We start from the raw sequence: 14273 nt of genomic DNA on the forward strand, positions 1-14273 counted from the left end.
CCCAGGCCTTTCACTGATCGAATCAACCAGCTAGGTGCTCGGTAATTTTTTGGACCGCTGGGATATCCGGAGCGCTTCGCGCTGGCAAATCACGTGGGCACCACGGGTAGGGCAGCGTCTGCACCCATTCGAGAATCAATGGACTCAGTTCGCCAGGCAGGTTTTTCATCTCGTCGATGGTTATCTTGAGTTCAGAGACTTTTCCCGATTCATCCTCACAGACCCATTCGTATTTGCCAAAACCCACGCGCACCGCACCTGATGCCTTCTCGGTCATGCATACGAGCCAATTGCAGCGAAATACGCTTTCCCCGTCTGGCGGCGTACCCATGCAAAGCGTGTAGATGTTCTCGTAGCGCTGCGCGAACTGGCTCACCAGAACAGCCGAAATGTTGCCTACTCCTTTAACCGACGACGGAAACGATATCTCTTCGGTTTTGACTTGCATCACAAGCTCGGCGTCGACCGTAAACGCGCTATGCATCAAATGCGGCCGGTTTCCGTCTTTCGCATGAATATATGTTTCGATCGACTGTCGTAGCGATGTCATTTCGGCATCCGGAAGCTAAGGGGCGGTGTTCGGTACTGGAGTCTACCGTGGCGAACCTACACTGCGATCGATGTCCCTACGGCGTCACGGATATGAGTTAGACGGGGCGATAGCCCAGGTGGAAGTGGCCCCTCCACCAATAATGAAATGGTTCCATGTGGTGGAGCCGAACGCTTCTATATTAGGCTTCGGAATCCATGGTAGGCCCTCGGGTTCCTCGATGAGTCCAGTTTAAATAGGACTTCTAACTAATTGAAGGCGAGATTCGGGGAGCATGGCCATGGGCTATTTGTCTAGGATTTCGGTCGGCCGCAAGCTCCAATGGGTACTGGGTGTCGCCCTCGTCAGTCTGGGATTGGTCGGTGCATTCGGAGCTGCTCAAATCGCCCGGATTGCCTCCAGCACCGCCCAGATCGGCGGAAGCTGGCTGCCGGCCGCGGTGCAGGCCCAGCGTATGGCCCAACTGGCGGCTGCGGTTCGCAACAGGGAATTCGCCTACATCCTCGTGAGCTACGACGAGCGCGCACAAGTGTTGCCGAAGCTACAGCGAAATATCGAGCAGATGTCTGAGCAGTTGCAACGCTTCGGCACCCTGCCACTCGACCCACGCGAGCGCCGAACCTACGAGCGCGTCGTCAACGAGTGGCATACGTATCAATCGTTCACCGCGCAAATCGAGGATGCTATCGACCGCGCGGCGCATGCATCGGCGCGACAGATCATCATGCAAGACAGCGCGAAAAGTTTCGAGCGTCTTACCGGCGAACTCGATGAACTGTCGCAGGCGAGTGAGCGCGCCGCGGATCGAGCCGGCGCCGAGGCGGGCGGTCTCGCACACCGTTCGCTTGCATGGATCGTTGCCGCCGTGATCGTGGCGGCGGCCGTTGCCGCGGCGTTGATGACGCTGGTCGTGCGCGCGATCACGGTCCCGCTCAAGCGCGCCGTCGATATCGCACAGACCGTCGCACGAGGCGACCTGACACTGAGGATCGACACCCGGGGGGAAGACGAGACCGCTCGACTGATCCGGTCTCTGGCGGAAATGTCGGAGCGGCTGAGGAAATTGATTGCCGAAGTTAGCGACGGCGTGCAGTCGGTCAACATCGCTTCCGGCGAGATCGCATCGGGCAATCAGGATTTGAGCTCCCGCACGGAGAACGTCGCTTTCAGCGTGCAGCAGACGGCCGAGTACATGAGCCAGGTCAACGCGGTGGTCGCGCAGTCGGTCGATACAGCGCAGCAAGCGAGTGTTCTCTCGCGTCAAGCGTCGGACGCTGCCGAGCGCGGCGGTGAGATGGTGTCGCGAGTGGTGGGCAGCATGGAGGCAATCACCGACTCGTCGCGCAAGATCGGCGAAATCACGACCGTGATCGACGGCATCGCCTTCCAAACCAATATCCTCGCGCTGAACGCGGCGGTCGAGGCCGCACGGGCCGGCGAACAGGGGCGCGGGTTCGCCGTCGTCGCTGGCGAAGTGCGCATGCTCGCGCAGCGCGCAGCGGCGGCCGCGAAGGAGATCAGGGAACTGGTCGGATCATCGTCGGCCAACGTGGAGGCTGGCGGCCGGCTTGTGAACGAAGCCGGGGCATCGATGATCGATATCGTCGATGCCGTGCGCCGAGTGAACGCCTTGATCGAAACGATCGCCGATTCGGCGCAAGCGCAACAGCGCGATCTGAACCACGTGCGTGAGGCCGTGGAGCATATCGACGAAACGACGCAGCAAAACGCGGCGCTCGTCGAACAATCGGCTTCGGCCGCGGTTGCACTGCGTGAGCAGGCAGACCGGCTTGCGGAACAGGTTTCGGTGTTCCGGTTGCACGCGTAAGCGAGCGTCGTCGCGCCGTGCTTCTGAAATCGCCCGCGGCAATACCATTTGGAGTGCGGGCAGCATCCCGCTGCAGCTACGGTATGTTACGCCCGCCTCATTCTGCGGAATCCGATCACGCTCCCGGCAATTAAGAGAACCGCAATGCCCAAAACAATGTAGTCGAATCGCTTCCCTTGAGCATTAATTGCATCGAACTCCTCTTGCGTCGTCGGCGTAAAGCGTAGGTCGTTCTTCGAAATAGTCAGCCGTGTGACAGTCTTCCCGCAGAACTCCACGTGAACAGGCTCGTTCGTGTGGCCTTCAACGTATTCCACCGGCCCGTGACAATCCGGTCCTCCCCGATGCGGGAAACAGGCCGCGATAAACACGTCGTCGCTGCCATCTCGATGGGAATAGTAAATATCCCCGACGTTCTGGAGCACGCCGTCCGCCGAGCGGGTGGGAATAATTTGGCCTTCCGCGTTCGTGTTACAACGGTCGGCTGTTTCCGGCCTTTGCAAGATACCTGCCGTCGAAGCGCAAAGTAGTATCAGGCCGCCTGCCGCCATGAACAGTAGCAACCCAAAGATGCTTGTGCGACGTTCCTCCGCCGTTAATTTATTTTTTCTCATGCTGCCGAACCTTTATTTGATGCTTATGGAACTTGCCACAGACTTTCTGGACCGCGATTGTCAGCGATTTACACGCCAACGTCGAGCGTCCGGACTTGGCCCCAACAAAGACAAGGTTCGGATCGACAGCGGACGTGACCATCATTCGATGGACGGCTAGACAGTCGCGATCAACAGTTCTTCGGCGTTGCCCGGCGGACGCAAGCCATCCGTTCGCCCCGTGAAGTATCGTTGGGTCAGCTCATCGGCGGAAACATGATGGGCATTGCTAAACCCGGCTTCCTTTGCGAGCGCGAGCATTTGAGCGGGCGTGAAGAAGCTGATGAACGGCGTTCCGCTTGCGCTCGCCCCTCGCGCAGCCATCTCTAGCGCCGATCGAACGTCCGGATCGGCTAGTTCAAGAGGAAGCAGGAAGGTCATCGCGAGCACCGACCCGCGGGCGAGGGCCGCGACTTCGCGCAGCGCGGCGCGGTTCGCTTCGTCGGTCAGGTACATGCTGACGCCCGTCGATACGACCACGGCGGGTTTGCCTGCGTCGAAGCCGGCCGCGGTGAGGGCATGGCGCCACGAATCGCCCGCCTCGAAGTCCACTGCTACGAAGCGTAGCCAGTCCGGCGTACCGAGGCCGAGCTCGGTGAGGCGCCGGCGCTTCCACTGCTGCGGAGCAGGCTGGTCGACCTCGAAAACGGTCATTTGCGAAGCGAGGCCAGGGTGTCGTTGCGCGAAGCTATCGAGGCCGGCGCCCAGAATCACGTATTGGGTCTGCCCTTGCGCGGCACGGTCGATGACGAGATCCTCGATGAAACGCGCGCGTGCAACGATCGATGCACGAAATGGCCGCGTGAACGTCGGGTCCATGTCGCCGCGTTGCGGCCAGTTCGGCGAAGGGGCGAGCAGTTGAAGGCCGATCGTATCGTCGAGCACATGCGGGGGCGGGTCGATCGTCGCATGCAGCGCTCGCCACAGAGCGACACGGGCGGCAGTGCTTTCCGGGCCGATATCTGCGTTGTCTTTGCTCATGTACGGCTCCTTGCCGGTTACCGATCGCCGGCTTTGCCGGGGGCCTGCAATCGCCACACGCGCCCATCCGGATCGCGTACCGTCATGTCTCGCGTTCCCCAGTGCGTGTCCTCGAATGGGGTCAGCACTTCGACGCCCGCGCCGGGCTGGAATTCGCGCTCGTCGGGGATGGGGATGACGACCTGCGCTTGCGGTTGCTCGCTCGCCGGAACCTCCGCGACGAATAAATACGGGCCATCGCCTTTGGTCAGCCGCCCCGATTGATGATCGGTCTCGAAGTCCAATGTAAAGCCGAGTGCTTGGAAGAACTTCGCTGATTTCCCCCAGTTGTGCGTGGTGAGGAAGACGGCCTCGATACCTTCGGCCGCGCTATTGCCGGTTTTCGTGTCGGACATGGGGTCACTCCTTTTCCGAAGAGCTGCGTTTGGATGTCCTCGCCGCGAGGTACTCGCATAGCGCATCGGCCACCAAGGCCGAAAGCGACTGCTCGGATTCGATCGCGTAATGCTTCACCTCCCGTATCAAGCCGATCGGGAGGTAGACGTTGAATTGTTTGACTGCTTCGTTTTCGCTCATGAAGCTAGTTTGCTAGCATCCTAGCAGCGTGTCAATACGGGCTTGGGCGGCGACGGTGTGCGCGTTTGGAAGTGCTTTGCGACGGGCGGCCTTTATCGAGGAAGCGAGGCTGAACCCAGCATCCGGTTGCGGTTTCTACGAAATTTCGCCGCCGAATTCAGGAATTCGCCGGGTCCGCCGACGCCGATCTGCCGACTGACGAGAATCGCTCGGCACGCCACAGAAGCCACAGAACGCGCTACCGGCCAACGTGGCCCGAGTCGGCTACCAGGCTTGAAAGAGCGCAATTGCGATTGCCGTTGCGTGTTTGCGGTAAATCTTCGTGCTTTCGACCGATTGAATACGCGACCTCAAGCAAAACGAAATTTTGAGGGGATAAAACGATGGTCTCACCGATTTCGCGGCCCGCACGAGCACAACGGGACGCGGGCCAGCCAGACGACCGCCGACCGGTAGGGCGAGTCAAGTCCGAACCGTTGTCAGTCGGCCGCTCGGACGCTCGGTTCGAAAGCCTGCGTAAACGTAAGGCCGTCGTCGATCCCACAACTTCGCCCCCGGCTGCGCCCCGTAGCCATTCTTTGCCGTCCCGCCTGGATTTTCGCGGCGATGGGAACAGTGACCACGCCGTGAATATCGAGGCGGACGAGCACGCGGTGGAAGCTTCCATCGTCGGCACGCGCGGGCATGAACGTAACGACACCGACGCGCCGCGTGGCGCGACAGCCTCAACGAGCGAGGCATTTTTGGCGCCGCCGGCCACGTTGCCGGACGCTGTGCCGGAACGCCCCAGTATGGCGAAGCGGGCCGGCGCAACGCTGCGCGCACACGTCCAACGCGCGTTCAGCTGCTTTACCGCGGGCGGTACTGCCCGGCGCGATTGGGAGACACCGTTCACGTCGCGCTCGCGGATCGGCGCAACGACCCCATTGCGCGATTACGCCGCGGTCAAACACGAGGTCGAGCAATCCGCCGCCGCGCGCAACAGCGCAGCCGAGAACCCGGCCGCGCGGCCTGAGGTGCCCCCGGAGTTGGGCGCCGCGATGGACAAACTGAAGACAGAGCTCACGAAGTCGACGCAAACCAGCGCCAAAACTCACGCAGCCCCGCCGTCGCTGCCAGGTGAACGGCCGGTGCAGGCGGAGGATGTTCTCGGGTTCTGGCGGTCGCCCGCGGGGCAGGCGCTGGCCGCGAAGGCCGGTACGACGCCCGAAGCGTTCCTCGACCAGGTCGATGCGATGGCAGCCGCCCATTCGCCCGAGACCGCGCTGCTCGTGTCGCTTGCGCTCGCATCGGCGAAATTGCAGATTGATCCGGAACGTACCACGTCGGTCGACGAGGACGTCTTCTCCTATTTGAAGTCTGCCGATCTGCGTTCGGAAATTCTGAACGCTAGAGGGGCCTCGACCACTTCGCGCGAAACCCACATTCTTAAGTTGCGTGCCGGACTGGACAAGATATTTCAAACTTTGCAGCAGAACCGTCTCACGTCGCCATCGCCGGAGGGCCCGCCGATGGTCGACGTCCGGGCGCTGCAAGCGTTCACGCAGGCCGCACGCGACTTGCCCGTTGCCATGCGCAGCGCGGCGCTACCCGAGCTCGAGCCGCTGCGCTCTTGGCCGAGCGTCCACGACAGCGCATCGCGCTTTCACAACCGCAATGCCACCGCCGCCGTGGAATACCTGGCGGCAATCGATGCGCTGGACGGCGAACTGAATGCACGTGGGGGCGAGAAGATCGCCGTGTCGCACGACACGGCAGATCTCATCAAGCGCGCTCAGGAATCGCTGATCTCGTTCGTCTCGAATCCAATTCACTTGCGCGAATACGACGCGCGGCTCAAGCAGGCCGAGATGACGCGGTCGGTCGCATGGGGCGCATTGCAGCACGCTGCCGCTACCAGCGGTTTTAGCGAAGCGCTTGCCGCCGTCGGAAACCACGGGCTCACCGATGCGGATAAGGAAAACTTGCGCTTCTATCTCCAGGCGAGTTCCGTCGTGGCCGCGGCGCTGAATGCGAAGCCGACGCCGGAAGCGCTGATCATCGCACGCCTGGAAAGGCAAGCGCCCATGTCGAGCGCCGCCAACTTCGCTCAGCGTGTGTCGGAAGCCAGCGAAAAGCTTCTCGCGCACGCGGCCGACCCCACGGTTCTGAGCCCGTCCGACAAGGCGGATCTATTTTCATGGCGCAACGGCTTTACCGACGATGCGCCGGGGTCCGATCTGCGCCGAACCAAAGAGCGTTTGTATAAGTGCTTGACATGGATTGACCGGCGAGAACACGACGGCAGCGGGCTGTTACCGCGCAAGCACAAATCGCCTCTATCCGCGGCACGAAGCGGTATCGCGGGCGGCAACCGCGCTGTGCTGGCCAATGAAGAGAAAAAGCTGAAGAGCGAGCTCACCGCGCCGGAAGTCGATCAAGTCGTGAAGGCCCTCGCCGAGGCAATGGAAAAGTGGTACCAGACGAAGCCGGCTACCGATGCGAACGCCGACAACCAGGTTGGTCAGCCCGCCGATTCCCTGAGCGATCAGCACTGCGAGTGGATCGCATTGCGTGTGGCGCTGGAAGACTGGTTGCCCGAGCATGCGGCCAAGCGAACGCTCAATCAACTGATCTCAGGTCGCAGCTATTCGGACGGTGACTTGCCCGAGGCGGTCGTTGCACTGGTGCGCGAACATACGAAGCGTGCGGTCGAAAAGGTGGTCGGAGGCTCCCCCGAAGCGATCGAACGCGCGGTCGACCAGGCGGCGATGAATGTCCAACAGCGACTCCGCAACAAGCGCATCGGCTTCAAGAGCATCGACGCGCTTGCGGATTACGTCCTGCACCTGGAAGACGGCAGCGCGTTCAAAAAAGCGATGCGGGCGACGGAAAACATCGCAGATGCGTGGCCGCGCACCCCCGCAGACACGACGCCCGAAAGCGTCCGCGACATGCTGATCGACTTCGTCAAGGACATTCCCGGCGGCAATACCGTGCGCCTGATCCACGGCAGTTCCAAGGGATTCAGCACGAAGGGCATCACCAAGAGTGCCTTGAGCACCACGAAACGCATCTTCGCCCATATTCCCGTCGCCCTCACTGCCCGGGTCGAGGTGCGCTATGAAGGCGCGCGTGACGCGGTGGTGTCGTTTGCCCTTCCCGTGCACGCTGCGGAGATCTTCGTCGGTACGGAAAAGCGGCACCGCGGGCGCCTTGGCGCCGGCGGATTTTTCGGCGTGAAGCTTTGGAAACTCTACCGAGCCGGCTACAGCGTCGACGTTACGCCCTACGAGCACGAACGCATCAAAGCGGCGGGTGCGATGCTGCGCATCCCGCGTCGAGATGCAGCGCGTGACAAAAACGTGCGCGATCTGGCCGCGCGCATAACCGAATTCCTGTTCGCCGCAGCCAAGACGAGACAGCAAGTGCCCGGTAGCATGGCAGACGCCGATGCGTTCTTCCGCGACTTCGCCGACGAGTTTTACGCCGAGCGGGATCTCTCGCTGAGCTGGGTCGAGCAGAAGAGCCGCGGGCATCGCAGCGAATTTTCCACCGGGCTCGGCGCGTCTGCGGTGAAAGTGCTCGACAAGCATGAACCGCAGAGCGGATCGATCGCACTTTCTCTCGGCTACGCGTTCGAGAAGCAATGGGATGGATCCTATTCCCAACTCGATGAATCGGGCACGTTTCGAATCCTCAATTTGCGCGCGCTAAAGTACACTCGACACAAAGTGAGCGCCGCGCTCACGACGTCGACAATCACCGGCTCGACCGGCGATACGTCCGCCGACCTATTCGGGGCGACGGCGGTGTTGGCCGAGACCGGCGCACAGGCGAAACTGCGCCTCGCGGTGGACAACAGGAAGCTGCTTCCGCTGAAGTCGGTCGCGGATTTCGAATTCGATAGCGCCCGCTACTACATCCGGTATATCGAATCGACCAAGCAAGAGTGGATCGACATGTTCGCCCATCCGCACCGGAACGATCCCGATAACGGACAGGCGAAGGGGCTCGCGGCCGTCAATGAGCACATCGAGACGATCCGTCGCCTGAACAAGCCCTACAACGCCTTCTACGCGCGCCGTCATCTCACGGAACAAGCCGCCGACACGCTGAACCGCCTGGAACAGCTCTCGCGCGTTACGCCGCCCGGCGAACACGCGCTGCACCGGCAAATCGCGGCGCAGTGGCAAAGCACCATTGCGGCACCCGGCTCATGGCTGCCGGTCGGGCTGCGATCGTACGAGAAATACAGCGAGGCCGACAGCTTTAAGGTCAGTGCCGGATTCCGCTACGCGCAGACCACCGGCCTGCGGGTCGAGCGCCAAACCATCTTCGATACGATCGGCGTGCCCGCGCTGAAAGAGCGCGAGCAGATGTTGAAAGCGAAGGCTGTCGAAATGGCCAGAGAGACCGATATTCCCTCGACCTCACGCGAGACAGGCGAGACGCCGGCCATACGAGAAACGACAACGACGCCGACGCCGGCGTTCGACGCTACCGTGCGCCCCCCCGAGCCGGAGACGGAAGCGCCGGAAGCTTCTTTCCGGCCGGACGCAGCCGGAGTAGCGGCGCGCCGCATCGCCTCTGCCGAAATCGAAGAAGCGGCGCCTGAGCACGGTCACTCGGTCGGCAGATCCGAGGGGGACGAAACCGTCGGCCGCCAACGCCGTCGACCGACCCTGTTGGACTTGTTCAACGAGACGGAGGCCGAGCCGCCGCGTCCGCGCACCGGCGTCGGGTCGGAACGGCCAGCCGGGGCGGCGCGTGGGGGATCTACCGATCACACCGCGGCCGAGACGCGCGCGCATCTGCAACGCATCAAGGAGCAGTTGGATACCAAGGCCGGAATCGCACCCGCGGCGAAAAAGAGCCGCGGTCTGTCGCGGTTGCTTGGACGCCGAAGCAAGCCCCGATAGGGAGCGCGATCAGCGCGAAGCTGTTGCCGCGATTGCATATGAGCCGGAATCGAGCGGATCGCACAAGTCGCCACGAGCACCGGTACGGGGGACGGCGCCTGCCATTCGCCGCCCCCGCTCGTTATGCCAAATTGCCCTGGCACAGATACTTGATCGACAAATAGTCGTCGAGGCCGTACTTCGATCCTTCCCTGCCGTAGCCGGATTCCTTGACGCCGCCGAACGGTGCGGCCTCGCTCGAAATCGCCCCTTCGTTGATGCCGACGAGGCCGGCTTCGAGCGCGCGCGACACGCGCTCGATCCGCTTCATGTCGTTGCTGTAGAAGTACGATGCGAGCCCATAAGGCGTGGCGTTGGCTGCCTCGATGGCTTGCTCTTCCCGTTCAAAGCGAAATAGCGGGACGATGGGGCCGAACGTTTCTTCATCGCACAGTTGCATGCTCGAGTTCGCATCGGCTAGCACGGTCGGCGTGTAGAAATTCGGGCCCAGTTCGGTGATTCGCTTGCCGCCCGTCACGAGCCGTGCGCCATGCGTGAGCGCGTCGTCCACGTGCCGCGCGATTTTGTCCACCGCGCGAGCGTTGATCATGGGCCCGATTTGCGTGGCGCTGTCGCTGGCGGGGCCGACCTTCAACGCGCCCACGCGCTCGGCCAACAACGCAGCGAAGCGTTCGTAGACGCCGGCCTGCACATAAACGCGATTGGGGCAGACGCAAGTTTGACCGCCGTTGCGGAATTTCGCCGCGAGGAGCCCCGCAACGGCCGCATCGAGATCGGCATCGTCGAACACGATGAACGGAGCATTCCCCCCCAATTCGAGCGAGAGCTTCTTGAGCGTGCCGGCCGATTCGCGCGCTAGATACTTGCCTACCGCCGTCGAGCCCGTGAACGTGATCTTGCGCACGCGGCCATCATGCAGCCAATCGGCCACGGCATCGATGCCGCGCTCGCGCGAGGCGGTTACGAGGTTCAGCACGCCGGGCGGCACGCCCGCTTCGTGGGCGAGCAGCACGAGGGCCGACGCCGTGAGCGGCGTATCTTCGGCGGGCTTGCCGATGACGGTGCAGCCGGCGGCTAATGCGGGCGCGATTTTGCGCGCGATCATCGCGAGCGGGAAATTCCAAGGCGTAATCGCGGCGACGATTCCGATCGGCTCCTTGACGGCGCTCATGCGCTTGCCGTGCTGCTGCGGCGGGATCAAGTCGCCGTAGATGCGCGTCGCCTCCTCGGCGAACCAGGCGACGTACGATGCACCGTAAGCCACTTCGCCGCGCCCCTCGGCCAGCGGCTTGCCTTGCTCGCGCGAAATCAGCGCGCCGAGCGCGTCTTGATTCGCAACGATGAGCGCGTGCCAGCGCCGCAGGATTTCCGCGCGCGCCTTGGGCAACGTATCGCGCCAGGCGGGCAGGGCGGCCGCGGCGGCATCGGTCGCCGCGCGCGCATCGGCTGCATGGCTGTCGGCCACTTCGGCGATGATCTCGCCCGTGGCCGGATCGGTGACCGCGAAGCGCTTACCGTCGGTGGCCGGCACCCATTGGCCGCCGATGAAGTTTTCCGTGCGGATCAAGGCGTCGGGCGAAAAGGTTCGCGTCATGTTCGAGACTCCTCTCGTAGTGCTGTGTCTGTCGTTAGTCGTTAGTCGTTAGTCGTACGTCATGCGCGGGCGACGCGTTCGGCGATTGCCGCACCGACTTCAGCGGTGCTGGCCTTTCCGCCGAGATCGCCCGTGCGCGGGCCTTCCCGCAGCGTCGCTTCGATCGCGGCGAGGATCGCGTCGTGCGCTTCTCGCGCCTTGCCTTGGTGCTGCCCCAAGAAGTCGAGCATCATCGCCGCGGACCAGATCATCGCGATCGGATTGGCGATGTTCTTGCCGGCGATGTCGGGAGCGGAGCCGTGCACGGGCTCGAACAGCGACGGGAACGCGCGGTCGGGATTGAGGTTCGCCGACGGCGCGAGGCCGATCGTGCCGGTGCAGGCGGGACCGAGATCGGACAAGATGTCGCCGAACAGATTCGTCGCCACGACGACGTCGAAGCGATCGGGGTTCAGCACGAAGCGCGCACAGAGAATATCGATGTGCTGTTTGTCCCATGTCACGTCCGGGTAGCCAGCGGCCACCTCGGCCGCACGCTCGTCCCACCACGGCATGCTGATCGCGATGCCGTTACTCTTCGTGGCCACGGTCAGCTTCTTTCTCGCACGCCGTTGTGCCAAATCGAAGGCGAACTTCAGCACCCGCTCGCTTCCGCGCCGAGTAAAAATCGATTCCTGCACCACGAACTCGCGGTCGGTGCCTTCGAACATCACCCCGCCCACCGACGAATATTCACCTTCGGTGTTTTCGCGCACGATCCAAAAGTCGATGTCGCCGGCGCGGCGTCCGGCTAGCGGCGACGACACGCCTTCGAACAGCCGTGCCGGCCGTAGATTGATGTATTGGTCGAACTCGCGCCGGAACTTGAGCAGCGAACCCCAGAGGGAAATATGATCCGGCACCTTGGCGGGCCATCCGACGGCGCCGAACAAGATAGCGTCGCAACCGGCGAGCTGAACTTTCCAATCGTCCGGCATCATCCGGCCGTGCTTTTGGTAGTAATCGCAGCTTGCCCACTCGATATGTTGGTATTCGAACGCGATGCCGAAGCGCCGGCTCACTGCATCGAGCACGCGCAAACCTTCGGGCATGACCTCGGTGCCGATGCCGTCGCCGGGAATGACGGCGATTCGATAGGTGCCTGCCATGATGGAAATGCCTCCAAATATGGAATAAGCGAAAGCGGCCGCCCGTCGCGAATCACGAAAGCTGAAACACGCATGAAGTCATGGCGGCGGCGACCGGATTCAAGAATGCGGAAACAGCACCTCGAGCGGGTAGTGCGTTTTCACGAAAGGCGATTTGATGATGACGTAACTGAAATATTTCTCGATGCCGATATCGCGCTCGAGCAAGCCTTCGATCACGCTTTGATAGTGGCTCACGCTGCGCGTGACGAACTTGAGCAGATAGTCGTAGCCGCCGCTCGCGAGGTGGCATTCGATGATCTCGTCGACATCCTTGATCGCGGCGACGAAGCGGACGAAATCTTCGCGCCGGTGATCGGCCAGCGTCACTTCGGTGAAGACGATCTGCACGTCGCCCAGTTTTTCGAGCTGGATCTGCGCGCCGTAGCCGACGATGTAGCCGGCCTTCTCGAGCCGCTTGACCCGGATCAAGCAAGGGCTCGGCGATAGGCCGACGGCATCGGCGAGTTCGACGTTCGTGATGCGTCCACGCTTTTGAAGTTGCGAAAGAATCCGCAAGTCGATCCGGTCAAGCTTGCAATCGCCGCTCATCGTATTGTTGCCCGAGTCATGCCACGAATGGTGAGCGATTACTTTAGCACTCGGCCACGCGGGTCCGACGATCGAGTGCCGCCCGGACCTCGGGTTCGGCGAGCGCGTCGTCGAGCGTGCGGCGCAAGCGTTCGAACAGCAGGTCGAATTCGCCCGCGGTGTAGGACAACGCTGGGGCGAAGCCGAGGATGTTGTCGCCGAAGGCGCGAAAGATCAGCCCGTTGCGATACGCGGCGGCCGCGATCCGGTCAGGCAGCTTCAGTGCGGCGTCGAAGCCGGCTTTGGTGTCCTTGTCGGCGACGAGTTCGAGCGCGCCCAGAAACCCGCGATGACGCGAATCGCCCACGAGCGGGTGTTCGAGCAACGCGTCGAGCCCCTGCGCGAAGCGCGGGCCGAGTGCGGCCGCATTCGCGAGCAAGCCTCCTTCGTGATAGAGCCGCATCACTTCGAGCGCAATGGCGGCGCTGACCGGGTGCGCCGAGTAGGTGTAGCCGTGGCCGATCGCGGCGTCGGGGCTGCCGTCGGCGATACCGCGGTACACCTCGTCCGAGATCAAGACCGCGCCCATCGGCGCATAGCCCGACGTCAGTCCCTTCGCGACGGTCATCAAATCGGGCTCGACACCCTCCGCTTCGCAGGCGAACAACGGCCCGGTCCGCCCGAATCCCGTGATGACCTCGTCGGCCACGAACAGAATGCCGAGCTTGCGGCAGGCGTCGCGCATCGCCTTGAGCCAGCCGACGGGAGGTACGATGACACCGCCCGAACCTTGGATCGGTTCGCAAAAAAACGCCGCGACGCGCGCCGCGCCGAGTTCCGCCACTTTGGCTTCGAGCGCGGCGACCGAGGCCGCGATTAGGGCCGCGTCGTCGTCGAAATTGCTCCGATACGCATACGGGGACGCAATGTAATGCTGCTGCGGCAAGGGCAAATCGAAATTGCGGTGAAACGCGGGCAGGGCGGTCAGGCCCGCACCGAACGACGATGAACCGTGATACCCGCGCGCGAGCGAGATGAACTGCTTCTTGGCCGGCTGGCCGATCGCATTGAAGTAGTGCGTGATGAAACGCACGGCCGAATCGACGGCGTCCGATCCGCCCAGCGTGAAGTACACATGCTGGAGCGATGCGGGGGTACGTTCGACGAGTTGCGCGGCAAGCTCGATCGCGGGCTCCGAACCGAAGTGAAAATAGCCGGTCGCGTAGGGCAACTTTCTCATCTGCGCGCAAGCGGCCTCGACGATGCTTTCTTGGCCGTAGCCGACATTGACGCACCAAAGGCCGGCGAACGCATCGAGCAGTTCGTTGCCTTCGGCGTCGCGGACGAACGATCCGTGCGCCGATTCGAGGAGGGTGACGCCGCGCGCTTCGTGCGCGCGATAGTTGACGACCGGGTGAATCAGGTGCTTACGGTCGGCTTCGGTGAGCGAGGAAATCGACATGGTGGCGGGC

Annotated in this window: 11 protein-coding genes; 2 read left to right on the forward strand and 9 right to left on the reverse strand. The window is 62.5% G+C overall.

Going from position 1 to position 14273, the window contains the following annotated elements:
- Positions 1–22: 22 nt before the first annotated feature.
- Positions 23–550: a hypothetical protein gene (locus C0Z18_RS22900; protein ID WP_102647737.1), complete on the reverse strand. Its 528-nt coding sequence runs from the start codon at positions 548–550 to the stop codon at positions 23–25.
- 280 nt (positions 551–830) lie between these two features.
- Here C0Z18_RS22900 and C0Z18_RS22905 point away from each other — a divergent pair, with 280 nt between their 5' ends.
- Complete coding sequence (locus C0Z18_RS22905) at positions 831–2378, forward strand: methyl-accepting chemotaxis protein (protein ID WP_158244280.1); 1548 nt, start codon at positions 831–833, stop codon at positions 2376–2378.
- A gap of 86 nt (positions 2379–2464) precedes the next feature.
- On the opposite strand, the gene C0Z18_RS22910 is transcribed toward C0Z18_RS22905, so the two are convergent.
- From C0Z18_RS22910 to C0Z18_RS22925, 4 genes are all read right to left on the reverse strand, one after another.
- Positions 2465–2992 carry a hypothetical protein gene (locus C0Z18_RS22910; RefSeq protein ID WP_102647739.1) on the reverse strand — a complete coding sequence of 176 codons (528 nt, stop codon included), beginning with the start codon at positions 2990–2992 and terminating at the stop codon, positions 2465–2467.
- Between the two features lie 156 nt (positions 2993–3148).
- Complete coding sequence (locus C0Z18_RS22915) at positions 3149–4012, reverse strand: class I SAM-dependent methyltransferase (protein WP_102647740.1); 864 nt, start codon at positions 4010–4012, stop codon at positions 3149–3151.
- Between the two features lie 17 nt (positions 4013–4029).
- A complete protein-coding gene (locus tag C0Z18_RS22920; protein WP_102647741.1) occupies positions 4030–4407 on the reverse strand; it encodes a VOC family protein in 378 nt (125 codons plus the stop codon).
- A 4-nt stretch (positions 4408–4411) separates the two neighbouring features.
- Positions 4412–4588 carry a CopG family transcriptional regulator gene (locus C0Z18_RS22925; protein ID WP_102647742.1) on the reverse strand — a complete coding sequence of 59 codons (177 nt, stop codon included), beginning with the start codon at positions 4586–4588 and terminating at the stop codon, positions 4412–4414.
- A 653-nt stretch (positions 4589–5241) separates the two neighbouring features.
- Here C0Z18_RS22925 and C0Z18_RS22930 point away from each other — a divergent pair.
- Positions 5242–9489 carry a hypothetical protein gene (locus tag C0Z18_RS22930; RefSeq protein WP_146014076.1) on the forward strand — a complete coding sequence of 1416 codons (4248 nt, stop codon included), beginning with the start codon at positions 5242–5244 and terminating at the stop codon, positions 9487–9489.
- A gap of 121 nt (positions 9490–9610) precedes the next feature.
- On the opposite strand, the gene C0Z18_RS22935 is transcribed toward C0Z18_RS22930, so the two are convergent.
- The 4 genes from C0Z18_RS22935 to C0Z18_RS22950 form a co-directional block, all read right to left on the reverse strand.
- A complete protein-coding gene (locus C0Z18_RS22935) occupies positions 9611–11083 on the reverse strand; it encodes an NAD-dependent succinate-semialdehyde dehydrogenase (RefSeq protein ID WP_102647744.1) in 1473 nt (490 codons plus the stop codon).
- A 59-nt stretch (positions 11084–11142) separates the two neighbouring features.
- Complete coding sequence (locus tag C0Z18_RS22940; protein ID WP_102647745.1) at positions 11143–12231, reverse strand: tartrate dehydrogenase; 1089 nt, start codon at positions 12229–12231, stop codon at positions 11143–11145.
- Positions 12232–12330: 99 nt separating this feature from the next.
- Positions 12331–12822, reverse strand: a complete 492-nt coding sequence (locus C0Z18_RS22945) for an Lrp/AsnC family transcriptional regulator (RefSeq protein ID WP_102647746.1) — start codon at positions 12820–12822, stop codon at positions 12331–12333.
- Between the two features lie 43 nt (positions 12823–12865).
- Entirely contained in the window at positions 12866–14263 is a 1398-nt protein-coding gene (locus C0Z18_RS22950; protein WP_102647747.1) for an aspartate aminotransferase family protein, read from the reverse strand.
- Positions 14264–14273 lie beyond the last annotated feature (10 nt).

This window comes from Trinickia dabaoshanensis (genome assembly GCF_002879885.1).
Classification (GTDB): domain Bacteria; phylum Pseudomonadota; class Gammaproteobacteria; order Burkholderiales; family Burkholderiaceae; genus Trinickia; species Trinickia dabaoshanensis.